The 24,356-nt window shown below is 67.8% G+C and carries 15 protein-coding genes; 9 read left to right on the top strand and 6 right to left on the bottom strand.

Annotated elements, in window-relative coordinates; translation table 11 throughout:
• Positions 1–47: 47 nt before the first annotated feature.
• Positions 48–914: a LysR family transcriptional regulator gene (locus tag KHC27_RS04430; protein ID WP_213335533.1), complete on the bottom strand. Its 867-nt coding sequence runs from the start codon at positions 912–914 to the stop codon at positions 48–50.
• Between KHC27_RS04430 and KHC27_RS04425 the strand changes: the two genes are divergently transcribed.
• The 5 genes from KHC27_RS04425 to KHC27_RS04405 all read left to right on the top strand — a co-directional run bounded on the left by KHC27_RS04425 (position 837) and on the right by KHC27_RS04405 (position 7,596).
• Positions 837–1,907 carry an oxidoreductase gene (locus tag KHC27_RS04425; protein ID WP_246518865.1) on the top strand — a complete coding sequence of 357 codons (1,071 nt, stop codon included), beginning with the start codon at positions 837–839 and terminating at the stop codon, positions 1,905–1,907. The genes KHC27_RS04430 and KHC27_RS04425 overlap by 78 nt on opposite strands.
• A gap of 47 nt (positions 1,908–1,954) precedes the next feature.
• Positions 1,955–3,493, top strand: a complete 1,539-nt coding sequence (locus KHC27_RS04420; protein WP_213335530.1) for an MFS transporter — start codon at positions 1,955–1,957, stop codon at positions 3,491–3,493.
• Positions 3,494–3,588: 95 nt separating this feature from the next.
• The gene (locus KHC27_RS04415) at positions 3,589–4,104 is read left to right on the top strand and encodes a hypothetical protein (RefSeq protein WP_213335563.1); all 516 of its coding nucleotides are present in this window, start codon (positions 3,589–3,591) and stop codon (positions 4,102–4,104) included.
• A gap of 866 nt (positions 4,105–4,970) precedes the next feature.
• Complete coding sequence (gene poxB / locus KHC27_RS04410; RefSeq protein WP_213335527.1) at positions 4,971–6,704, top strand: ubiquinone-dependent pyruvate dehydrogenase; 1,734 nt, start codon at positions 4,971–4,973, stop codon at positions 6,702–6,704.
• Between the two features lie 115 nt (positions 6,705–6,819).
• The gene (locus KHC27_RS04405) at positions 6,820–7,596 is read left to right on the top strand and encodes an SDR family NAD(P)-dependent oxidoreductase (RefSeq protein ID WP_213335524.1); all 777 of its coding nucleotides are present in this window, start codon (positions 6,820–6,822) and stop codon (positions 7,594–7,596) included.
• A gap of 76 nt (positions 7,597–7,672) precedes the next feature.
• On the opposite strand, the gene KHC27_RS04400 is transcribed toward KHC27_RS04405, so the two are convergent.
• On the bottom strand, positions 7,673–12,766 hold the full coding sequence (locus KHC27_RS04400; protein WP_213335520.1) for a trifunctional serine/threonine-protein kinase/ATP-binding protein/sensor histidine kinase: 5,094 nt from the start codon (positions 12,764–12,766) through the stop codon (positions 7,673–7,675).
• Positions 12,767–12,978: 212 nt separating this feature from the next.
• Between KHC27_RS04400 and KHC27_RS04395 the strand changes: the two genes are divergently transcribed.
• Together KHC27_RS04395 and KHC27_RS04390 are read left to right on the top strand one after the other, a co-directional pair.
• A complete protein-coding gene (locus tag KHC27_RS04395; protein WP_246518863.1) occupies positions 12,979–13,941 on the top strand; it encodes an AraC family transcriptional regulator in 963 nt (320 codons plus the stop codon).
• Positions 13,942–14,034: 93 nt separating this feature from the next.
• The gene (locus tag KHC27_RS04390; RefSeq protein ID WP_213335517.1) at positions 14,035–14,934 is read left to right on the top strand and encodes a GNAT family N-acetyltransferase; all 900 of its coding nucleotides are present in this window, start codon (positions 14,035–14,037) and stop codon (positions 14,932–14,934) included.
• Here the strand turns inward: KHC27_RS04390 and KHC27_RS04385 are convergent.
• The 4 genes from KHC27_RS04385 to KHC27_RS04370 all read right to left on the bottom strand — a co-directional run bounded on the left by KHC27_RS04385 (position 14,924) and on the right by KHC27_RS04370 (position 20,082).
• Positions 14,924–16,459 carry a GMC family oxidoreductase gene (locus KHC27_RS04385; protein WP_213335514.1) on the bottom strand — a complete coding sequence of 512 codons (1,536 nt, stop codon included), beginning with the start codon at positions 16,457–16,459 and terminating at the stop codon, positions 14,924–14,926. The genes KHC27_RS04390 and KHC27_RS04385 overlap by 11 nt on opposite strands.
• Positions 16,443–17,600, bottom strand: a complete 1,158-nt coding sequence (locus KHC27_RS04380) for a glycosyltransferase family 2 protein (protein WP_213335511.1) — start codon at positions 17,598–17,600, stop codon at positions 16,443–16,445. Before KHC27_RS04380 ends, KHC27_RS04385 begins: the two co-directional genes overlap by 17 nt.
• On the bottom strand, positions 17,483–18,523 hold the full coding sequence (locus tag KHC27_RS04375) for a glycosyltransferase family 87 protein (protein ID WP_213335508.1): 1,041 nt from the start codon (positions 18,521–18,523) through the stop codon (positions 17,483–17,485). Before KHC27_RS04375 ends, KHC27_RS04380 begins: the two co-directional genes overlap by 118 nt.
• Before the next feature lie 116 nt (positions 18,524–18,639).
• Positions 18,640–20,082: an NAD(P)/FAD-dependent oxidoreductase gene (locus KHC27_RS04370; protein ID WP_213335505.1), complete on the bottom strand. Its 1,443-nt coding sequence runs from the start codon at positions 20,080–20,082 to the stop codon at positions 18,640–18,642.
• Between the two features lie 537 nt (positions 20,083–20,619).
• Here KHC27_RS04370 and KHC27_RS04365 point away from each other — a divergent pair.
• Both KHC27_RS04365 and KHC27_RS04360 read left to right on the top strand, forming a co-directional pair.
• Complete coding sequence (locus KHC27_RS04365) at positions 20,620–22,920, top strand: FdhF/YdeP family oxidoreductase (protein WP_213335502.1); 2,301 nt, start codon at positions 20,620–20,622, stop codon at positions 22,918–22,920.
• Between the two features lie 4 nt (positions 22,921–22,924).
• Positions 22,925–24,355, top strand: coding sequence for a cytochrome ubiquinol oxidase subunit I (locus KHC27_RS04360; protein WP_213335499.1), 1,431 nt, complete (start codon positions 22,925–22,927; stop codon positions 24,353–24,355).
• Position 24,356 lies beyond the last annotated feature (1 nt).

Here is a 24,356-nt window from a genome sequence, read left to right as displayed (position 1 = left end):
CGTGCGGTCTCCATGAAAGCGGGTGACGTCGCATCCCGTCGCCGCGTTCACGGCTGGAGCGGTGTCTTCGTCAGATGATCGGCCACGACGGCGATGAAGGCCCGCAGCCGCTGAAGGCCGCGGATGTCCCGGTGATAGCCCATCCAGATATCCCGCGAGGGTGGCTCTGCCGGCAGATCGAGCCTGCGGAGACCCGCTATCTGACCTCCGACCACCTGTGGCAGGACGGCGATGCCGATACCCTCGCGGCACATCCGCCCCTGCACGTTCCGGTTGTTCGACCGGATGAGCGGTTTCGCGTTCGGAAAGCTTTCGGTGAGCCAGTCGATGTCCGGGAACTGGCCGGTCGAGGTGTCGTGGGTGATGAGCCGGAAGCCGGCTCCGTCACCATAGACCGGCTCGGGTGAGCCTGCCGCGACGTAGACGCCATAGGGCAGACGGACCAGTCGCCGCTGCACGACATCGGGGTTGTCGAACGGAACGATCCGGAAAGCGATGTCGGCCTCCCGCTGCGCGAGGCTGAACAGGCGGGTGCCGGTGAGAATTTCCAGATCGACGTGTGGATAGACCTTCGCATACGCGTCGATGATCGGCGGCAGGACGTAGGCGCCGAACCAGTCCGCCGACGATATGCGCAGGGTGCCCTGAAGGGCCCGCTCCTGCCCGGCCAGCCGCCGCTCGATGGCCAGGGCCCCCTCCTCCATCTGCTCGGCCAGGGCGATGACGGCGTTTCCCTCTTCGGTGGGAACGAAACCGTCGGCGGTTCTCTGGAACAGCGTATGGCCGGTGGCCTGTTCGAGAGCCCGAAGGCGGCGTCCAACCGTGGGATGGCTGAGATGAAGCGCGCGGGCGGCAGCGCCCAGCGTGCCGGCGCGGGCTATGGCCAGAAAGATCCTGACGTCGCTCCACTCCATCGCCGCACCCACAAAAATGAACGGATAGCGTACGATACTGTCAGTTATCGAACAAATCCAATCGCCTACATTCGCCTCATCCCGTTGGGCATCGCCGCGCGCCGGCCGCCAAGGGCGTCGGCTCTGCGACACCCGCCCCCAACGCTGAAGGAGGACATGATGAAAACCTGGCTGATCACAGGATGCTCGTCGGGCCTGGGCCGGCAGCTAGCCGAGGCCGTGGCGGCGCGAGGCGACCGCCTCGTCGCCACCGCCCGTTCGACCGATAGCCTGACCGCGCTGTGCGAGCGCTATCCCGAAACGGTCCGCAGCGTTTCGCTGGACGTCACCCGCGCCGGTGACGCCGCAAAGGCCGTGGCTCTGGCGGAAAGCGCGTTCGGTGGCCTCGACGTCCTCGTCAACAATGCCGGCTTCGGCTTTATCGGCGCGATCGAAGAGGCCGAGCCCGACGAATATCGGCCGATGTTCGAGGTGAACGTCTTCGGCCTGATCGAGACCACGCGCGCCGCGCTGCCGGCGCTGCGCAAACGCGCCGGAGCCCGCATCGTCAATCTCTCCTCCGGTGCCGGGATCGCCGGCTCCGCCGGCTTCGGCTTCTACAATGCGAGCAAGTTTGCGGTCGAAGGTCTGTCCGAGGCGCTCGCACAGGAACTTCGCCCGCTCGGCCTCAACGTGATCATTGTCGAGCCCGGCCCCTTCCGCACCGCGTTTCTCGGCCGCTCGATGGTCACCGCGGCGCGGGAGATCGCCGCCTATGGCGAGACGGTGCCGGCGAGACGGCATTACCGCGAGACCGATAACGGCCGGCAGGCCGGCGACCCGGCCAAGGCCGTCGCCGTAATGCTGCAGGCCATCGATGCCGAGCAGCCGCCGCTGCACCTCCCGATAGGACCGCGCGCCCACGCGATAGCGGAGCAGAAGCTGGACGCCTTCCGCGCCGACATCGCCGCGTGGCGCGACATCTCCATCGCAACCGATTTCGACGCCGCCTGACCTGATCGGCGGCAGCGAACGCCGGATTCCAGAACGGACGTACACCCATGAGCGCGACAACATGTGACGCCGCGGCCCTTTCGGCCGCCACCCTCCGGGACGGGGAGGCCCGGCCCGAACCGCGACGCTGGACGATGTTCGCGATCCTGCTGGTCGGCGCGTTCCTGCCGCCGCTCGACTTCTTCATCGTCAATGTGGCGCTCCCGTCGATCCGGGGCGAATTGGGCGCCTCCCATGCCGCCGAGCAGCTCGTCATTTCGTCCTATACCGCGCTCTATGCCGCGACGCTGACGACGGGCGGGCGGCTCGGCGATCTGTTCGGCCGCGGCCGCATGTTCTTTCTCGGCCTGATTGGCTTTGCCGCCGCCTCGACGCTGTGCGGCTTCGCGTCGTCTCCCGCCGTGCTGGTCGCCGGGCGCGCCTTGCAGGGGGTAACGGCCGCGGTGATGGCGCCGCAGGCGCTCGCTTCGGTGCAGGCGATCTTCCCGGAGCGGGAGAAGCCGGTCGCGCTCAGCATCTATGGTGCGATCTTCGGCCTGGCCGCCGTGGTCGGGCAGGCACTCGGCGGCGCGCTGATCGCGCTGAATCTTATGGGGCTGGGCTGGCGGGCGATCTTCCTCATCAACCTGCCGGTGGCGATGCTCGTCCTGCTGTTCGGCATTCCCCTGCTGAAGGAGACGCGCGCCCGCGACGCACGCCGGCTGGATCTCGGCGGCATGGCGCTGTCGACGCTGGCGCTCGTTGCGCTGCTCGTGCCGCTGATCGAGGGGCGCGAAGCCGGGTGGCCGCTCTGGTCGTGGCTGTCGCTCGCCGGGATGCCGCTGCTGGCATGGCTTTTCTGGCGTCATGAGACCCGGCTGGCGCGAGCGGGCGGCGCCCCCCTGCTCGACCCCGCCACCTTGCAGGTGCCGGGACTGGGCCGCGCGCTGCTGATCGCGCTGCTGTTCTATTCGATCGGCAGCTTTTTCCAGCTGCTCTCTGTGTATCTGCAGGACGCGCTGCACGCGACGGCGCTGCAGGCGGGCCTCGTCTTCCTGCCATTTGGCGCCGGGTTCCTGCTCGGGCCGTTGTCGACGCCCTTGCTTCGCCGGTCCTGCGGCGCCTATGTCAATCCGATCGGCATGGGGTTGGAGGTTGTCGGATTCCTCGGTCTCGCCGGGCTCATCGCGGCGACGCTGACCGGTGCGCAGCCAGCACCCTTGCCGCTTGCCGCCCTGCTGTTCGTCATCGGCTTTGGCCAAGGGGTCGCGCTGCCGACCCTGATGCGCATGGTGACGGGCCGGGTTGCGCCGGCCTATTCCGGCATGATCGCCGGCATCGCCAGCTCGACCCTCCAGGTCAGCACCGCGCTCAGCGTCGCCGTGATCGGCGGGATCTTCTACGGGGTGCTGGGCGCGCGAACCGATCCGGCCGCCATCACGCAGGCGCTCCTCGTCGCCGTCCTTTGCATCGCCTTCTGTCTCACGGGCGGCGTGGCTCTGAGCATCACCCTCGCCCGCCAGGGTCCTCCATCGCACGCCGCGGGCAAAGGGAAAGGATTGAGAGCCCCCTCCACGGCCCCGCGCAGGGGCGCCTGTCGCCAATGACGCGGCTCCGCCGCGCCGGGAACCGGCAGACTGCACATCACCCCACGCTCGTCGAGCGGCCCCTCTATCGTACCAGTTCAGACAACGGGACCATCATGTTTGGAATTTCGCCCCTCGGCTGGGTGCATACGCTCGGCAGCCTGCCTGCCATTCCGCTCGCCATCTACATGTTCGCCCGCCACGGCCGGATCGTGCCGCGATCCGTGCCCGGCGCCCTCTACTTCGTGTCGATGCTGATCGGCGCGACAACGGTGTTTCTGGTTGCCCACGAGCCAATAAGCTACGGCATCGGCGCGGTGACGATCCTGCTGCTGCTCGCCGGGTATGGCATCGGCCATATCCCGCAACTGGGTCGCGCCGGCATCTATGCCGAGACGGTTCTCCTCACCCTGACGGCGTTTCTTTTGATGGTGCCGAGCGTCAGCGAAACGCTCCGCCGCGTCCCGGACGGCCATCCCCTGGTCACCGATCCAAAGTCACCGCTGCTCCTGGGCGCCCTGGCCGGCCTTCTCGTCATGCTCGTCGTCGGGCTCACCGCCCAGATCGTTCATTTGCGCGGGCAGGGCCGGCGCGCGACAGGCCCGTCGCCGGGGAGGCTGACCACGAAATGATGAAATGGAGGGATCTACAGAATTAATTCCTTCTCATTTGCCCCATGCGCTGACGATCACAATATACCTCCATTGGTCGCCGAGCATGATCTTCGTGGCGGAACGCAATGTCATATCGTACATTGTCGAACAACACCGGCGATGCATGCGCCTGCGAAGCGCTCCTTCCCAAGCAACACATCGTGCGGTCGGAGACCGGGGGAACGGACGGGACCGCCTTCCCCGCCATCGTTCGGGAATTCACTGCCAGGGGGTGGGATCGCCGACCGCACCGCGGGCGATCTCGCGCCGAGCGGTCGAGCGGATGGGCGGACACCAGGCAAGCCGGCCGGCGAGGTCGTCGAGAGAGCCGACGCAACATGTGAACCGATCAGGCCGGTGGCGCCGATGACGAGAATACGGCTCATGCCAGCTATCCTCGCTCAACGCCTGCCCACCTCAACCGACGAGCCCGCGCGGATGGCACGCCGAGGCGTTCGGTGCGGCAGCCGCTCGAAGCGAGATGTAAATACCCGCCCCTGCGGAGAAAAGGCTTCGTCATCGCCGCCGCCTCGTGGTTTGGAACAGGACCCATCTGCGACAACAACACGCCCCCTCGGTCCATGGAGGGGGACCAGCAAAAGCGACGGTCGAGGAAAGCGCCGGCTTTGGCGGCGCAGCGCACGGGGCCGGTGATCGTCGGGCCGCTTTGGCTTGGCGGAAGGGGCGATGGCCACGACACCAACGTATGGGTTCGGCATACGATGGCCGATCTGGTCGACCGACAGCCTTCCGCTAACCTCTGGCCCAACACGAAGCCGAGGCATTTCTCGCCGGGCTGAACCTCCTCGCCCCGGCGGCATTGGTAAACCAGCGGAGCCAGACGCATGTCGCGCAACATCGCGGAACTCATGATCGACACGCTCGAACGCGCCGGCGTGGAGCGGATCTACGGTGTGGTCGGCGACAGCCTCAACGGCATGACCGAGGCGCTGCGCGGCACGGACGCCATCAAATGGGTGCATGTCCGGCATGAAGAGGCTGCGGCCTTCGCGGCCGCCGGGGAGTCGCAGATCACCGGGAAGCTCGCCGTGTGTGCCGGGTCCTGCGGCCCGGGCAACCTGCATCTCGTCAACGGCCTGTTCGACGCCCAGCGCAGCCGAACGCCGGTGCTGGCGATCGCGGCACAGATTCCCTCCTCCGAGATCGGCGGCGGCTATTTCCAGGAAACCCACCCGCAAAACCTGTTTCAGGAATGCAGCGTCTACTGCGAACTGGTCTCCGATCCCTCGCAGATGCCGTATGTGCTGGAAAACGCCATCCGCGCCGCGGTGGGGGAGCGGGGCGTGGCGGTCGTGGTGGTGCCGGGCGATGTGGCCCTGCGCGCCGCCCCGGGCCGCGAGGTCGCGCCCCTCGCCGGCCTGCTGCCGCCGGCGCCGGTGGTGACGCCGCATCCTTCCCAGGTCGAGGCGCTCGCCGAACTGCTGAACGGCGCCGAGCGGGTGACACTGTTCTGCGGACGGGGTTGCGCCGGCGCTCATACCGAGCTGATGGCGCTCGCCGAAGCGCTGAAAAGCCCCATCGTCCATGCCCTCGGCGGCAAGGAGCATGTGGAATACGACAACCCCTACGATGTCGGCATGACCGGCTTCATCGGCTTTGCCTCGGGCTATGAGGCGATGCATGACTGCGACGTGCTGCTGATGCTGGGCACCGACTTTCCCTACAAGCAGTTCCTGCCGACCGACGTCACGATCGCCCAGGTCGACATCCGCCCCGCCCAGCTTGGCCGGCGCTGCAAGCTCGATCTTGGCGTGGTCGGCGACGTCCGCGCCACCCTCCTGGCGCTGCTTCCGGCGCTCGAGGCGAAGACCGACCGCCGTCATCTCGACGCCAGCGTCGAACGCTACAAAAGCGTGCGCAAGGGGCTGGAGGAACTCGCGGTCGGCACGCCGGGCCGCAAGCCGATCCACCCGCAATACCTCGCCCGGCTCGTCAGCGATCTTGCCGCCGAGGATGCCGCCTTCACCTTCGATGTCGGTACACCCACGATCTGGGCCGCGCGCTATCTGGCGATGAACGGAAAGCGCCGTATGGTCGGCTCGCTGGTGCACGGCTCCATGGCCAACGCCCTGCCCCAGGCCATCGGCATCCAGGCCGCGCAGCCGGGACGACAGGTCGTCTCGCTCTCCGGCGACGGCGGCTTCACCATGCTGATGGGCGACCTCATCACCCTCACCCAGGAAAAGCTGCCGGTGAAGGTGGTGATCTTCAACAATGGGGTGCTCGGCTTCGTGGCAATGGAAATGAAGGCCGCCGGCTTCGTCGGCCTCGGCACGGACCTGCAGAACCCCGATTTCGCCGCGATGGCGCGGGCCATGGGCATCCATGGCGTGCGGGTCGAGGACCCCGGCGACCTGCCGGCCGCGATGGCGCAGGTATTGGCCCATGATGGGCCGGCGGTACTGGATGTCGTCACCGCGACGCAGGAGCTTTCGATGCCCCCGACCATCGGGGTGGAGCAGGCCAAGGGTTTCGGCCTCTGGCTGATCCGCGCCGTGATGAGCGGGCGTGGCGACGAGGTGATCGACCTCGTAAAACAGAACCTGCTGCCGCGCTGATACCGGCGCGCCGGCCGAACCCGTCAGGTGGCGGTGCTCGACACCGCCAGCCCGGCCCACCCGGCGCCTTGGGCTGCCGCGACCCATCACAGGCCAACCCACTGAGGATGCGACCATGAAGATCGATCTTTCCGGCAAGCGTGCCCTCGTCACCGGCTCGACCGCCGGCATCGGCTTCGCCATCGCGAAAGGCCTGCAGGCGGCGGGAGCGACGGTCGTCATCAATGGCCGAAGCGCGGCGAAGGTCGAGGCGGCGCTCGCGCAGCTTGGCGGTTCCGCGGAAGGGCGCGCCATTGATCTCGGCACCGCGGAGGGCACGCGCGAACTGGTGGCGATCGAACCCGCCTTCGACATCGTCGTCAACAATCTCGGCATCTTCCAGCCGGCCGACTTCTTCGACACCGACGATGCGATCTGGGAACGACACTGGCAGGTCAACGTGATGGCAGGGGTGCGTCTTGCACGGGCCTATCTTCCCGGCATGGCGTCGCGGGGCTGGGGCCGAATGCTGTTCCTCTCCTCGGAATCCGGCTTCAACATCCCGGTGGAGATGATCCATTACGGCGTCAGCAAGACCGCCGATGTCTCGCTCGCCCGCGGCCTCGCCAAGCGCATGGCGGGGACCGGCGTCACGGTGAACTCGGTCCTGCCGGGCCCGACCCTCTCGGAGGGCGTTGCCGAGATGCTGAAGGCCGACATAGCGCAGGGAAAGTCGCCCGAGGAAGCGGGAACGGACTTCGTCAAGGCACACCGGCCCTCCTCGATCATCCAGCGCCTCGCCACGGTCGAAGAAGTCGCCAGCATGGTCGTCTATCTCGCCTCGCCGCTGGCCTCCGCCACGACGGGCGCCGCGCTGCGCGTGGACGGTGGCACGATCGACTACATCAGCTGACGCCAGAGCTTCGCGGCCCACCGGTCGGTCCCGCGACCGCCGCCGGTGGGCTGCCGCCGAGCCTCCGCCGGCCCCTTCACGCGGCCGCGAGGGGAAGGCGCACGAAGAATGTGCTCCCCTCGCCTTCGATGGACTGAACGTCCAGCGACCCGCCATGAAGCTCGACGATCGAGCGGCAGATCGCCAGCCCCACGCCCATTCCCGTCGTCTTGGTCGTGAAGAAGGGTTGAAATATACGCGCCGCCACATCCGGCGGCATTCCACATCCCGCATCTTCGATGGCGACCTCGACATCGCTGGACCGATAAGAAGTCACCACATTCAACCGCCGCTCCGAGGCGGACGTCGATCCCATCGACTGGATCGCATTGGTTATCAGATTAAAGAACACCTGCTGCAGCTGAATATTATTGGCCAATATCAACCGTGATTCACCGAACGATGTAATATTCAGTTTTATCTCATCCGACAGGATGTCGGGAGTCACGATCTTCAGCACGTCATTCAATACATCGTCGACGCGAACCGGGCTGAGGGAGGCCGGAGATTGCTTCACCAGTGAGCGCAGGGCATTGACGATATCCGCCGCACGACGTCCCGCGTCGCCGATGCTCTGCAGGCTTTTCGCCACCTCCGCCAGGTCCGGCTGAGCTCTGTTCAGCCAGCGCAAGCCTGCGTCGGCATGGGCGACGAGGCTGGCGAGCGGCTGTTTGATCTCGTGCGCCACGGACGTCGCGAAGCTGCCCATGGCGGTAAGCTGGTTGGCGCGCGCCAGATCGCTCCGCGCCTCGCGCAGCTCGAATTCCGCCCTGGCACGGCGCAGGTTCTCGTCCATCAGGTCGCCGTAAAGCCGGGCGGAATCCAGCGATATCGCCGCCTGGGGAGCAAGGATTTCCAGCATCGCCATCCGGCGGGGCGTGAAGACATCGGCGCTCAGGGCGTTTTCGAGATAGAGCATGCCGATCAGCTCCCCCCGCTTTATCAGCGGCAGGCAGGCCAGCGAGCGGATGCTGCGCCCTCCCATGGAGAGGCCGCGCTGCGCCGCCTCGATGGCGGCATCGGCCAGCGTGACGGGCTTCGCCGTGCGCAGGACCGTCTTCAGCACGGAGGCGGGCATGAGCTCTTCCGGCGGCGTGGCGGGTTGAAACGCGATCGTGAAGCCTTGTGCCGCGACGCGTGCCACCGCTTCCACCGACGGCTTGCCCCCGCGCAGAAGCAGCAGCAGGCCGAACTGGGCCCCCGCATGAACGACCATGCTTTTCATAAGCGTACGAACGACCTGTTCGAGACCGACCTCCTCCGCCAACGCTTGAGACGCCGCCGTCATGACGGTGAAGTCGAGCTGGTGCTGCGTCTTCTTCCGGGGTGCCGTCGCGGCGTCGGCATCCGCGTCGGCGTCGGCCGTCGGCGTCGGATGGCCGCCGAGCTGATCGGCCTTGCCATGCGCGCCCCACTCCCGGTAACAGGCGACAGCAACCGCCCGGCAGCCCTGCGCAGGCGCGGCAAGGTCCATGTCGCGATACAGCCGCGCCGCGAGTTCCTGTGCCAGCGCCCGATCCTGGATGAACCGGGCGGCCGCGGCCGCCTCTGCGGCGCGCTCGTAAAGCTCCATGGCACGGCGGCACTCACCCCCGAGCCGGGCCGCCTCCGCCTCGAGAATGAGATGCTTGGATGAAAACGTCTCGTGATTGAGCGCGGCCCATGACCTGAAGCGTTCGCGCGCCACCGCCATCTGTTCCAGGCGCTGCGCCGATGAACGTTGCGGGTCGGGCACATGCGCATGCGCCAGGGCCAGGAAAAAACAGTTATTGGCCGTGTCGATATGCGCTGGCGCCGCCCAAGCCAGCGCCTCCGCTTCCGCCAGATGGCCGATGGCAGCCTCCACGGCGTCCAGAAGGAAGGATTGCAGGCCGGTATAGTGCTTTACCCAGAATTGGGTGGCGACGGACGACTCCACGAGATCCGAATGCCGGACGGAAGTCTTCGCCTCCCCGGAGCGCAGGGAATCCACCATGTCCAGCTGCGCCGTGAGGATCATTTCGATATCGCTGTAGCCGATATCCCGCGTCAGCCGAATGCTGTCGACAAGTTCCGCGTGTATGCGGTCGAGCGGCACCCCGCTGACGAGCATATCGGAGGCGATGTGATTGCGGGCGTAGCACGTCATGCCGAGATCGCCCGCGGCCTGGCCGACCCGCGCGCCTTCGCGCGCATAGCCAAGCGCCGAGCGCATGGGGACCGTCCAGGCACTGACCTGGTCGAGGGCAATCAACGCCGCGGTCCGCTGCGCCTCGTAGCCGTCGCGCCTCGCCAACGTGCAGGCGGCCAAGGCGTAGTCCGCGCCTCTCTCATAGGCTCCGAAATCATGAGCACTGAGGACGCCGAGCCACGCGAGCCCATAGGCCGATTCCGGCGCGGCACCATGCTGGAGCGTCAGCTCCGTGATCCGGATGACATGCAGCAGCCGCAGCTCGCTCTTGACGAAGAAGGACGCGATGAGCGTCGACAAGAGCGACAATGCGGAGCGTGCCCGTCGATCGGTCATCTCCGGCAGCGAAAGGACGTGATCGAGACCGACCCTGTCGAGCTCACGCCGGCAGCTCACATAAGCCGCCTCCAGGGCATCGTCAGCCATGGCCGGATCGAGGTCGACATCGAGAAGCCGCAGGCCTTCGCGCGCCACCGCGATGGCATCGGCATAGGCGCCCTTGATCGTCAGTGCGGTGGCTTTCAGCCGGCAGGCATCCGCCACGCTGACGGGGTCGCGGCTGAGGTCGGAGAGGGCGTCCACCGCGGCAAGAGCCTCGTCGACCCGCCCCAGAGCCAGCAGGCAGTCGCCATACAGCCACTCGGCATCGAACATGAGCGCAGCGGCGCCGTCCGCCGGGGCGCCCAAAAGAATGCGGCGTATCAACTCGACGAAATGCAAGGCCCGGCCGGCCTCGCCGGCAGACCGGCAGGCCCGCGCCGCCAGCAGAAGCAGCCGGGCAAAATCCGGGCGCTCGCCGACGGAGAGCTGACCGAGGTCGCAATGCTCGATCTGGGCGGCGACGTCGAAGGCGATGTCCGGCTCGGACGACGGCCGCCACGTCACGAGATCACGGGCATTGCTCAGGTGATCGCGCATCCGCTGGGTCGGCGACATCGTCGCATAGGCGGCTTCCAGCACGCGGTCATGGGCTATCGCAAAAGCGGCTCCCGAGCGGCGGAGGAGACCGGCCGCAACCAGCGCGTTGGCCGCCCGGACAACGTCCTCGACACTCGCGCCGGAAAGCCGCGCCGCGAACAGCGGCGTGCAATGCCCTCCCAGACTGGCGCAGCGTTGCAGGAGAGCGCGCTGCAGCGGCGGCAGGGCATGGATGCGTTCCGACATGACATCGGCGATCTCGTGGGGATGCCCGCCCTGTGGCTCGCTCCAGCGCCATTCCTGTGTTTCGGCGTCGAACCGCAGGCCGCCCTCCTCCATCGACCTGCGCAAAAGCTGGCCGATATAGAAGGGATTGCCACGCGCCTCCCGATGAAGGCGGGCGGCGATCGGTGCGACCTCCTCCGGTTCGCTCTTCAACAGGAGGGCCACGAGCTCGCCGGTATCGCACTCCTTCAGGGGCTCGATCCGCACGTCCTCGGCGAAAGCAGGCGATGCCCTCGCCACATCGAGGAAATCCCGGACCGACCTTCGGTTCTGCGCGTCATCGCGGTAGCCGCAGACAAGGAAGACATGGGCCGGGGCTTCGCTGCAGAGCTGACGGGCAGCGTTCAGGCTTGCGTGGTCGAACCACTGGAGGTCGTCCAGAAACAGCACGAGCGGCGCACCTGCCGAAGCGATCGCGCCGAAGGTCTCGGCGATGATCCGGGCAGACCGGACTTGCGCGAGATGGGCGGGAACATCGGCGAGCACCGGCGCTTCAGGCGGCAGGAAGGCGAGGTCGGGAACCAGCTCTCCAAGGAGGCGGCGACAGCCGACCACCGCATCGAGCCGCGCCCGGGCCGCCTGCAGCACGGACTCGTCTCCCCCCATGAGGTGGGCCAGCGCGGTGCGCAGCGCCTGCGCGAGCGGGGCGAACGGCGTTCCCTGGCGCAGGTGCACGCCTTTGCCCGTGCAGCGGATGGCGCTCCCATCGGCCATATCTGCGAGAAACGTCTCGACCAGCGACGTCTTGCCCGCCCCGGGCTCCCCGCTCAGCAGCACGATGCGGCAGTGAGGAGACCGGCGAAACGCCTCATAGAGCGCCGAGAACATTGCGCGTTCGCGATGGCGCCCAACGAGATGAAGCGAAGGGTGCAGCGGCTCCGCAAGATCACCGCGGGCGAGGACGAACGCGTCGACATGGCCCGTGGCGGCGAGGGATCCGGCCACCCGCCGGAAATCGGCGTAGAGCGCCGCCGCCGTCTGGTAGCGCTGCCTGGGGTCCTTGCGGATCAGCTTGAACAGAATCTGGTCAATGATCGCCGGTACATCGGGCCGGATCTCCCGCACGGAAGGAGGCTCCATCGCGACATGGGCATGCAGCCAGCCGGAGAGATCGGACGCCGCAAACGGCAGGGTTCCTGTGAGGCGCTCATAGAGCAGCACCCCCATCGCATAGAGATCGGCACGGGCGTCGACGGGATGAGGATCGGTGCGTATCAGCTCCGGCGCCGCGTAGGCGAGATCGGCCTCTGAAACAGAGCGTTCGCCCGGCTCCCCTTCATCGGCCACCGAGTTCCAGGCGAAACCGGTAAAACGCACCTGCCCGTCCGGCTCGACCAGCAGCTTGGCCGACGAGAGGCCGCCATGGACCACGCCGGCGTCGTGCATGCGCATCAGCGTCGACGTCGCCGCGAGCGCAAAGTCCAGAAATGAGCGGATGCCGGGACCGGAGGAACGAAGATCGGCCAAGACCTGTCCCGAACGCCGGGCATAGACGAGCGAAAGCTTTTCGTCTTCTCCGACGGCTGTGGGAACCTCCGCAATGTCGCTTCCGAGTGTCAGAGCGAGCGCCGCGTCCCACTGCAGCCGGTACGCCTGCGGCGTATTCCAGTCGGCCGCACGGATCCACCACGCCTCACCGCCGGCATCGACGACATGCACATGCTCCACCCCCATCTCGCGGGTCTGGTGCAGGATGGTCAACCCGGACCACCAGTCCGAATTCTTGAGCTCCAGACGGCTCCGCAGATCGTTGCTCAAGAGATAGGACGCTCGTGGAGCCGCTGCGATGTCCTGAAGCGGGACGCCAGGAACGCGACTGCCGGAGTTCATGGGTGCCTCTCATTGAGCTTCGCTCGGCGCGTCGCCGGATCGTCCCACGGGGGTCGTGCGATGATCGGGCACCAGTCTGCCGCAGGCTCGCGCGGGCGTATGTGCCCGGATTGGCGTTGTGTTTGCCGGAATCGGCATACTTGATCGGGAACGCCTTCGGCCGCAAAATTACCAATCAGGCGAAATGCGCCCTGCGGATCGAGGAGCCGGATATGGCGGGCGTGCACGAGTTCGGCCGCAGGAAGTTTCCCAGAGGCGATGTGCTCCTGAGTTCCACGCAGCGGAACTGGAGAGGCATGGCCGCCGAAATCCGCAATCACCCTGCCGGGGAAATCCCGCCGCCCGTCCCTCAGCAGATGGAGATTACCCTCGCACTCGCGGGATCAGAGACAGGACACGTGGAACGGCGCGGAAACGGGGAGTTTCAGAGCACCGCGGCCCGGCCCGGCACGCTCTGGCTTTGCCCGATCGGCGTGGTGGAGGATTCCATCCGCATAACCCACGATCTCAGCCGCATCCTGCACATGTACATCGGACACGACGTCTTCAGTTCCATATCCGCGTCTCTGTCCCAAAACATTTCGCCCGGCAACATCGCGTATCGCGCCGGCATCGACGACGATTTTGTCCGGCAGATCGGCTACAGGCTGACGGCCGAGCTGGAGGAGGAATCCTCGGCGGGCCGGCTTCTGGCCGAGAGTTTGGCCAGCGCGATGGCGTCTCATCTGTTCATAAAGTATAGTGGGATTAACATCAGCGAAAAGAGCGATACTTCCTTCGACCATGGGAAGATTCGTCGTGCGATTGATTACATCAACGACAACATTCATTCCGACATCTCATTGGCTGATCTCGCAAATATCGCCTGTCTGAGCCGCCATCATTTTGTTCGCGCCTTTCGGTCGGCCGTTGGCGTCCCGCCGCACAAATTCATCAGCTCACTGCGGTTTCAGCGCGCCCAGGAAATGCTGCGGCACACGGAAACCAGCCTTGTGGAGATCGCCTATACCTGCCGTTTCTCGTCCCAGTCGACCTTCACGAGGGCGTTTCGCCGGCATCTCGGGGTTTCTCCCGGTGAATACAGGCGGAAAACCGGGATATAGGAACCGGAAAGTGCCGGCGAGGTGTCGAAAGGTCCCGAACGGCTCGGGAGCCATCGGAAGACGCCACCCGCAGGTTGCCACCGGATGAATGGCTTGCCCGCCCTGTATGCCGGCATGGGATATCGCGTCGTCGAGATGGACGGCACGATCTGGCGGAGCGCCGGCCGGCTGGCGCTGGTTTCCGAGCCCTCCGGTGCGGTCCACCGCGGCGCGGTGTCGGGCATCCGCGCCATGCTCCGGCGCGAGCGGCGCCTCGCCGCGATCTTCTGCACCGGCCAACCCTCCGGCAAGACCGTGGCGCATTTTTCGCTCACCGCCTCCCGGTCGGCGGCGGCGGTCGTGCAGCGGCAGTTCGCACAGAACCTGAAGCGCGCGGCCGCCCATGGCACCGTCCGGCCGCTGGACTGGCGGGAGTGGCACGCGCTGGCGCTCGGCTGCGACCGCGCCTCGCTGAGGCGGCACGGCACCATCGCCGCGCCGTGCCTCGAGGAGGAAGGACGCCGCCGGCTTGCCGAGAAGGCGGCCCGCGACCCCACCCTCGTGCTGTATGGCTATGTCACGAGAGGCGGCGAGATCGCCGCCTATCTGCTCTGCCGCATCAGCGATGGCCTCTGCCAGGGCCTGTTCATGCATTGGGACGACGCGCTGGCGGAGCTGAGGCCGACCCATCTTCTCTATCATGAAGCCCGCAAGGCGCTGCTGGCCCGGCCCGATGTCGCGCTTCTACGCATCGGCCGGCAGGCCCTTCCCGCCAATCCCGGGCTCGACCGCTTCAAGCGCCACGCCGGCTTCGAGACGACCCCCTGCCATGTCGGGGTTCTCGTCCACCCCCTCGCCGCGCCCTTGCTGGAGAGCCGCGCGACGGCATGGCTGCTGGGCCTCGTCCGCCGCCGGCTGGCGCCGCGCTTTCCCGCGCTGGCGGCGCTCGAGGTTCTGGAATGCGCGGCGCCGACCCGGCGGGCGCTGCGCAGCGCCGGGACGCTCAGGTCATGAGCTCCGCGGCCCTCTCGGCGATGAGCATGACCGCGCAACAGGTATTGGCCGCCGGCAGGCTCAGCATCACCGAGGCGTCGACGATTCTCAGGCGGGCGAGGCCGTTGACCCGCAGCCGGCCGTCGACCACGGCCGCATCGTCATCGCCCATCCGGCATGTGCCGACCGGATGGAAGGCGGTCGTGGCGGTCGCGCGCACATGTCGGGCCAGCGCCTCGCGGGAAACAGCGGCCGGACCCGGCAGCCTTTCTCCGCCGATGCCGAAGGCGGCAAGGGCAGGCCGGCGGGCGATCTCGCGCACCATGCCGATCCCCTCCACCAGCCGTTCGAGATCGGGCGGCGCGGAGAGATAGGCGGGATCGATCAAGGCACGGCCGTCCGGCGCCGCCGGGTCGATCGACACGCGGCCGCGGCTGAGCGGGCGCACCAGCGTAAGCTCGATATCGACCGCCGCCCCGTCGGCGACGGACTGGAAATGGGTGATGAGCTGCAGATCCGGCCGCCCCGCGCCTCCCGATGAGAGATAGGCCCCGGCCTCGCAGCAATTGGAGGCGAGCACGCTGGCTCGCCCCGCCATCCGCCGCAGCAGCGCCCCCGGCAGCCGCCACAGCCGCGCGGGCGACGTCTGGCCCGAATGGAAAAGAAGAGGAAGGCGGACGTGATCGGCGAGCCGCTCGCCGACATCCGGCAGGTCGCGGACAACGCCGATCCCGGCCCTGCGCAGCAGGTCCGCCGGGCCGATGCCGGAGGCCATCAGCACCCGGGGGCTCTCCAGCGCCCCGAGAGCCAGGATCACCTCTCGTTCCGCGGCGATGACGCGGCGCGTGCCGCCGTGGGCCACGACGACGCCGCGCGCTTCGCCCTGCGCCAGTGTCAGGCGGACGACCTTGCCCGTGATGACGGTCAGGCGGGGGTGGCCGCGCATCGGCGCGAGATAGGCCTGAAAGGCCGAGAAGCGGCGCCCGTTCCGCTGCAGCAGCGGATAATAGCCGCAGCGCACCGAATCCGGCCCGTCCAGCAGGCCCTCGTTCGGAAGGCCGCCCTCCCCGCAGGCGGCGAGGAAGGCCTCCGAGAAGGCCGAGCGGAAGGCAGGAGCCGCGAGGGGAAGCTGCGCAACGCCGGCCACTCCCGCCATGCCGAAGGCGCGGGCACGGGCGGGCGCGAGCGCCGCGGGCGACCAGCCCTCGACCGCCGCGCCCCATTCGGCGATATCGGCATCGAGGGCGGGCTGGGCGATCATGGCGTTGATCGAGGCGCTGCCGCCGAGCACGCGCCCCATCGGCAGCGCGATCCGGCGCCCGTGCAGGGCCTGCTGCGGCACGGTCTCGAACGGCCAGCTGTGCCACCAGCGGCCAAGGCGCACGCTGGTCAGCGGCGTGCCGAGCCAGCGGTTGGGCAGGGCGGAGCCCGCCTCGATCAGCGCAATACGCCCGTCGGTCCGCTCCAGCAGACGGCGCGCCAGCACGCACCCCGCGGCGCCGCCCCCGGCGATGACATAATCGAACGTATCATCGCCGCCCGGCATGGCAGGCATCCCGGATGCGCCGCAGCGCCACCTCCGCCGTGACATAGCCGAAGCCGATGGCACCGCTCGCCAGATGCACGGGCAGGAGCAGACTGCCCGCCGCGAGCAGCCGCCAGCCGCCGCAGCGCCGGAGCAGCGCCAGGAAAGACCGCTGCCAGAGGAGCAGCATCAGAAAGGCCGCCGCCGCCACCAGCCAGCAAAGCGGCCAGAGCAGGCCGAGGACGAGACATGCGCCCAGAACCGCGGTCAGCGCCAGCGCGACGCGGCCGCGCCTGTCCGCGTTCATCACCGCGACGCTGTCGCCATCGGCATAGATCAGCCGCGACCACGGGATCGCGCGATCGCGAATGTCCGTGACGATCATCGAACGCAGGGTCCAGCGCTTCAGATGCGTGCACAGCAGCGTCGGTTCGAGGCGGACCTCGCCGCCGGCCCGCGCGAGGCGGGCGCCCAGCTCGACATCCTCCATCGCCGGGCGATCATAGCGCACCGAGAAGCCGCCCAGCGCCTCGAACACGCTGCGCCGGATCGCGCCGCAGCCGGTCCAGAAGCTGCGCACCGGTCCGGCATGGCTCTGGTGCTGGAAATGGTGCAGCAGGTTGCGGAAGCGGGAGACCGCGCCCGGCGCGCTCGGTGCGTCGTCATAGGACCCGAAGACGGCGGAGATGGCGCTTTGGCTGAACTGCGCCCGCACGATCTCCACCGCATTTGCGGCCAGCAGGACATCGGCATCGACGAAGAAAAGCACATCGCCCCCGGCCACGCGCGCCCCGGCATTGCGCGCGACGGCCGGGCCGCCATGCGTGGCGAGGGGCACGAGGCGGCACGGCGCCGGCAGATCAGCGACCAGCGGAAAGCCATCCGGCACGAGGATGCATTCATCGCCGGGGCGAAGCAGCCGGCACATCCGCTCGACACAGCGCCGCGCCTCGTCATTCCAGGCCCTGAGCGGCACGACGATCGAGATCCGCAGCGCCATACTCGTTGCGGTCGACGCCGCTGCGACCCGGGCGGGACACTCCATCAGCATGGCTGCGGCGCCATGCTCTTGCCGGAGCCTTCGGCCACGACGAAGACGGCGGCTCCGATCCATGTGGCGAACAAGGTCAGCACGAGACCGGGTGGGGCCGGGTGCAGCCATCGTCCGGGAAGCTGCAGCGAGACGAGCGTCGCCAGCGCGACCGCCGCCGACGGCCAGCACGGGGCGGCAATCCAGCGCCGCAGGCAGGCAAGGGCGAGGAAGATGAGCAGCACGTCGTCATAGCCGCGATGATAGAAGCTGATCCGCGCCGCCAAACCCGCAAGGGCCAGAACGGCCAGCGGATCGCGCGGCGCGTCAAGGAAACGCAGCGCCGCGAACAGCCCGGTCAGCCCCGCCCCCGCGCACAGGAGGCTCGCGAACTGGGGCGGGATACCCGTCGCGGCGAGGAGGCTGACAAGGGAGTACCCCTGCCCGGTAAAGCGCATGCCGCCGACGGGATAGGTCGCCGCCACCAGCGCCAGCGGCCCATGCCCGCTCCACAGGCAGACGCCGGCAAGGCTCGCGGCCACCACCAGCCCGGCGACCGCGAGGCCGGCATAGCGACGCTCGCGAAGAAAGACCACCGACATGGTCGCGGCATAGGTGGGCTTGAAGAGGGCGATCCCCATGAGAAAACCCGCCTGGCACGCGCGGCCGCGAGAGAGCAGAAGCGTCGAGCCGAGCATCAGCGCCAGCAGGATCAGCCCATATTGGCCGGCCCTGAAGGTGGCGAAGACCGCCGGCATCGACAGCACGGCGGCAAGGCAGGCAACAGCCGCCGCGCCGGAGAAGGCGGCCCCCACCGCGAAGGCATAGCCCAGCACGACGCCCAGCGCCGCCAGCGACCACGCGCCATGCCAAAGCTGGTTCAGGCGGAACGACTCGAAGGGGGAGAGCAGCCAGAGCCACGGGAAGGCATTGGGGGGATAGACGGTGTTCGCCGTCGACCCGACACCCTCGGCGCGCAGGATATCGGCGCGGGGATAGTGACCGCCGGCGAGGAGCCGCACTTCTTCATGGCGCTCATACAGATCGGTCGACATCCTTTGGCCATCGGCGGGCGGGACCGCCACCAGCAGCGCGAGGCGAAGGCAGGCCAGAAGCAGGTTCGCGAGCGCGAAAAGCCACAAAAGCCGCTCCATAGCCGACCGGCCCCGCATCATGCCGGCAGAACCTGTTCCTCGTGGTAGGACCGCTCGATATCGACATCCCAGGCCGAAGCGTTCGGAACGCCGCCGAGGAAGTCCACGGCGGCCATGCCGGACAGCATCGCATGATCCTGGTTGTTGTAGCGGTGCAGCCCGCTGCGCCCGGCCGGACTGAGATTGCCGAACCGCTCGAGAAAGGTGCGGATGATGTCGAGATTGGCGCGGTAGGTTTCGTCATACACCGGATAGGCGTTGAGCTGGCGGATGACGTGGCCGTCGGTGATCTCATGGCGGGCGGCGAAACCGAGACCCTCCAGTTCGCCGCTGGCGAGCTGGATGAGCGCGTCGTCCGTCTGCGCCCAGAGCGGATCGCCGCGCGAGCAGAAATATTCCATCAGGATCAACGAGGTTCCCGCCTCACCCACCAGCTCGGGCGACCAGTTGCCGGCGTTCTGGACGCGGCCGACCTTGTAGCCCTCATCGTGGATGTAGAGCCAGTTGTCGCGGAAAAGCTGGTGCCGCGAAACGGCAAGCGCGACGACCAGGAAATCGCGATGACGCAGCGCCGCCGCCGCCGCCCCAACCGCGGGCGGCGCCGGCGGATCGAGGGCCGCAACCAGCGCGCCGAGCGGCATGGTGGAGACCAGCCGCCTCACCGGATAGAGGTGGCGGGTCCCGTCGGGCGCAACCGTCTCCACCTCCTCGATCGCGAAGTTGCGATGGGAGACGCGCACCACGTCTTCCTCGAACCGCAGCACCCCGCCATCGGCGACGACCTGCTCCGCCACCGTCTCCCACATGCTGCCGGGCCCGAGCGCGGGATAAAGGAACCGGTCGGCGAGACTGCGCGCGCCGCGACCGCGGCCGAGCGCGTTCATCACCGCGACCGGCAAGCTCATGCCCGAAATGCGCTGCGCCGCCCAGTCGGCGCGCAGCCTGTCGCAGGATATGCCCCAGACCTTCTCGGTGTAGGACTTGAAGAAGCAGCGGAACAGGAAGCGGCCGAACCGGTTCGAGACCCAGTCGGCAAAGCTCCGTTCCGGCCGGATCGGGCGAACGACGCTGAGGAGATAGCTGGCGGCGGCACGCACGAGGTCGGCCGGCTCGAAATTCCTCAGGACGTCGACGAGGTTCAGCGGATAAGCGTAGAATTTGCGCCGGTACAGGATGCGCGACAGACGCGACACCTCCGTCATCCGCCCGCCCATCCATTCCTGCCAACGCTGGACGACGCGGCTGTTGCTGCTCAGGAAGCGGTGGCCGCCAATATCGACATGGTTGCCCTTCCAGCGCACGGTGCGCGAGAGGCCGCCCACCTGCCGTCCCGCCTCGATCACCAGCGGGCGCCAGCCCCTCCGCTGTGCCTCCTCCGCGGCCGTCAGGCCGGCGGGCCCCGCCCCGATCACCAGCACATCGAAGGCCTCGCCGGATAGGTCGGTAGCAGTGGCGAACATCGGACTCCGGCGGTTGATCGGAAAGTTGAACCTTCTTACCGTGGCCCCGCGTCAGGACGGCCACCAAGCACATGCGGCGGGATGTCGCACCCCGTCTATGCGGCAGGAGGCCGCATCGGTCATGCCGGTGGCCGTGCAGGCCCCCTTGGGCGCCATGTCACCACCCGGCGAAGAGACGGAGGCACCGCCGCCCGCGGGAAGCTCCCTTGCTGCATGCCCTCGCATTGAAGACGAAAATGCGCGTGCGCAGAGGTATATCGTTAGGGAAATCGCAATAATCCTAAAATGATGGCCCTGCTTCGCAAGATTTCATCGGCGTCGTCCAGTGCCTCGGGCGACGCGCATACCTTGGTATTGCCCGAATAACCCAAACTGCGACGCGAGAAGCCCCCCGTAGAATGGAATCCGCTGCTCTCCGTCGCCATCGTTGGCGTGTGGCCGCCTCGACATCGCCGCTGCGGACCTCGGCATCGAGGCTGGCGCCACACCCGGCTCTTCCCGAGCCGGCCCTCGGTTGACCATCGTCGGAGAGCGCCAATGGGTATCGTGAAGACCGTTCGACCTTATCATGAGCCCGCCGGTGGCTGGCGCGCGCTCAGGGCCATGGGCACGGCACTGCTGGAACAGCACGTCGCCCTCGCGGGCATGGCAACGCTGTCCCGGATGAACCAGCCCGGCGGCTTTGACTGCCCGGGTTGCGGCTGGGCCGACCCGAAGCATCCCTCTCCGTTCGAGTATTGCGAGAATGGCGGCAAGGCCGTGGCGTGGGAGATGACCACGAAGCGCTGCACGCCCGACTTCTTCGCCAGCTTTTCCGTGAGCGAACTCGAGGCGTTCACCGATTTCGAGCTGGAGATGCGGGGTCGGCTCACCCACCCCATGCGCTATGAAGCGTTTTCCGACCGATATGTGCCGGTGAGCTGGGCGGACGCCTTTGCCCTGGTCGGGCACCATCTCAACGCCCTGCCCGATCCCGACAGGGCGGAATTCTACACCTCGGGCCGCGCCTCCAACGAGGCCGCGTTCCTCTACCAGCTCTTCGCCCGCGCCTTCGGCACCAACAATTTTCCCGATTGCTCGAACATGTGCCACGAGGCGACGAGCGTCGGGCTGCCGCAATCGATCGGCGTCGGCAAGGGAACGGTGCTGCTGGAGGATTTCGAGAAGGCCGACGCCATCCTGATCTTCGGCCAGAACCCCGGCACCAATTCGCCGCGCATGATGACCGAACTGCGCAACGCCTCGCGCCGGGGCGCAACCATCCTCTCCTTCAACCCGTTCCGCGAGCGCGCGCTGGAGCGGTTTCAGGCACCGCAGAACCCGGTGGAGATGGCGACGCTGACCTCGACGCCGATTTCCTCCCGGCTGTTCCAGGTGAAGGTCGGCGGCGACGTCGCCGTGCTCAAGGGCATGATGAAGCATCTCGTCGCCGCCGACCGCGCGGCACAGGCGGCGGGGCAGGCCCCGGTGCTCGACTGGGACTTCATCCGCGGCCACAGCGTCGGCATCGAGGCGCTGATCGCCGATCTCGATGCCACCTCATGGGACGACATCGTCCGCAGGAGCGGCCTTTCCCGCGACGACATCGAGGGCGCGGGCGCCGCCTATGCGCGGGCGGAGCGCGCCATCCTCGTCTACGGCATGGGCATCACCCAGCACCGCCACGGCACGCAGAACGTTCAGCAGATCGCCAACCTCGCCCTGCTGCGCGGGAATATCGGGCGGGAGGGCACCGGCATCTGCCCGGTGCGGGGCCATTCCAACGTGCAGGGAGACCGCACGGTCGGCATCACCGAAATCCCCACGACGGAATTCCTCGACCGGCTGGCGGCCCGCTACGGCTTCGCGCCGCCGCGCGCCCACGGCCACAACGTCGTCACCGCGCTGGAGGCGATGCTGCGGGGCGAGACGAAGGTGTTCATCGGCCTCGGCGGCAATTTCGCCGCCGCCATTCCCGATCTGGCCCGCACGCAGGAAGCGATGCGCCGGCTCGACCTCACCGTCCACATCGCGACCAAGCTGAACCGCAGCCACCTCGTGCACGGCCGGGACGCGCTGATCCTGCCGTGCCTGGGCCGCACCGAGACGGACGTGCAGGCGAGCGGCCCCCAGTCGGTGACGGTGGAGGATTCGATGTCGATGGTGCATGCCTCGACCGGCCACAACCCGCCCGCCTCCGAACATCTGATGAGCGAGCCGGCCATCATCGCCGGCATGGCGCGGGCGACGCTTGGCGCCGGCTCCCCGATCCCCTGGGAGAGGCTCGTCGGCGACTACGCCCTCATCCGCGAGGAGATCGAGGCGATCTTCCCGATCTTCCAGGGCTACAACGCCCGGATCGAGGTGCCCGGCGGCTTCCATCTCACCTCGCTGGCACGCGAGCGCATCTGGGCCACGCCGACCGGCAAGGCCAACCTGCTGGTCTGCGAAGGGCTCTGCGAAGACCCGGCCGTCACCGAGGCGGAGGCGCTGTGGCTGACGACGGTGCGCAGCCACGACCAGTACAACACCACGCTCTATTCGCTCTCCGACCGCTATCGCGGTGTCTATGGCCAGCGCGACGTGCTGTTTCTGAACCGCGACGAGATCGCCCGCCGTGGCCTCGCCGATGGCGAGCGCGTCGACATCACCACCATCACCGCGGACGGGGTGGAGCGCGCGGTGCGCGGCTTCCGCCTTGTTGCCTGTGATTTTCCCGCGGGTAGCTGCGCCGCTTACTACCCCGAGGCCAACGCCCTCGTGCCGCTCGACGCGCACGATCCCCAGAGCTTCACCCCGGCCTCCAAGGGCGTGCCCGTCCGGATCGTGAAATCCCCCCTTCAGCCGGGAGCCCGTTGATCCCATGGACGCCGTCGCCCTCGCCCGCCTCCAGTTCGCCTTCACCGTCGGATTCCACATTCTCTGGCCGACCATGACCATCGGGCTCGCCTGGTTCGTCACCTGGCTGAGCGTGCTCTGGTGGCGTACCGGCAACCCCGTCTATCGCCAGCTCATGCGCTTCTGGATGCGCATCTTCGCGCTCGGCTTCGGCATGGGTGTCGTGACCGGCATCGTGCTGAGCTACGAGATCGGCACCAACTGGGCCGGTTTCTCGCGCTCCGCCGCCCATGTGCTGGGCCCGCTGTTCCTTTACGAAACGCTGACCGCGTTTTTCCTCGAAGCCGGCTTCATCGGCATCATGCTGTTCGGCGAGGGACGCGTCTCCAGAGGCGCCCATGTCTTCGCCTGCGCCATGGTCTCGGTCGGCGCGCTGCTCAGCGCCACCTGGATCGTCGCCGCCAACAGCTGGATGCAGACCCCGGCCGGCGCGGTGGCCGATGCGCACGGCATCTATCACGTGGTGAGCTGGTGGGATGTGGTGTTCACCGCCTCCTTTCCCTACCGGCTGGCGCATATGGTCTGCGCGAGCTTCCTCACCGTCTCCTTCGTGGTCGCCGGCGTCTCGGCCTTCCACATCTGGCGCCAGCGCCACGTCGCCGCCTCCCGCACCGCCTTTTCGATGGCGCTGTGGATGGCGCTGATCCTCGCGCCGACCCAGATCGCGCTGGGCGACCTGCATGGCCGCAACACGCTGGAGCACCAGCCGACCAAGCTCGCCGCGATGGAGGGGCTGTGGGAGACCACCCGGGGACCGGCCATGACCGTGATCGCCTGGCCGGACATGGCGACGCAGAGCAACCTCTACGCGCTCGACATCCCCCATCTCGCGAGCCTCTACCTTACCCATAGCTGGAAGGGCGAGGTCGAGGGGCTGAAGGCGGTGTCCCCGGCCGACCAGCCCAATGTGCCCGTCGTCTTCTTCGCCTTCCGCATCATGGCGGGCATCGGCATGGTCCTGCTCGCCACCGCGATCACCGGGCTGGTACTGCGGCTGAGGCGGCGCCTGTTCGAGGCGCGCTGGTTCCTGTGGCTCGCCATGGCGACGACGCCGCTCGGCTTCATCGCCGTCATCGCCGGCTGGACCGTGACCGAAGCCGGCCGCCAGCCCTGGCTCATCTACGGGCAGCTCCGCACCGTGGACGCGGTCGCCCCGGTCGCCGCGGGCGCGGTCGGCGCCAGCCTCCTCGGCTTCTTCCTGCTCTACAACGTGCTGATGCTCGCCTTCGCCTGGTTCGCCGGCCGGCTCGCCCTTGCCGGACCCGCCGACCTGCCGGTGACGGCCCCGGAGCATCCCGGCCTCGACGGCACCAATCTCGGCCGCCGCAGCGCCTCCTCCCCCTCAACCTCTCTTGCGCCGGCCACGCCGCGCAACCCTCAAGCCGCGGGAGCCTGAG

The sequence above is a fragment of the Ancylobacter lacus genome (assembly GCF_018390635.1).
In the GTDB taxonomy this organism is placed as follows: domain Bacteria; phylum Pseudomonadota; class Alphaproteobacteria; order Rhizobiales; family Xanthobacteraceae; genus Ancylobacter; species Ancylobacter lacus.
This window is presented reverse-complemented; position numbering and strand designations above follow the sequence as displayed.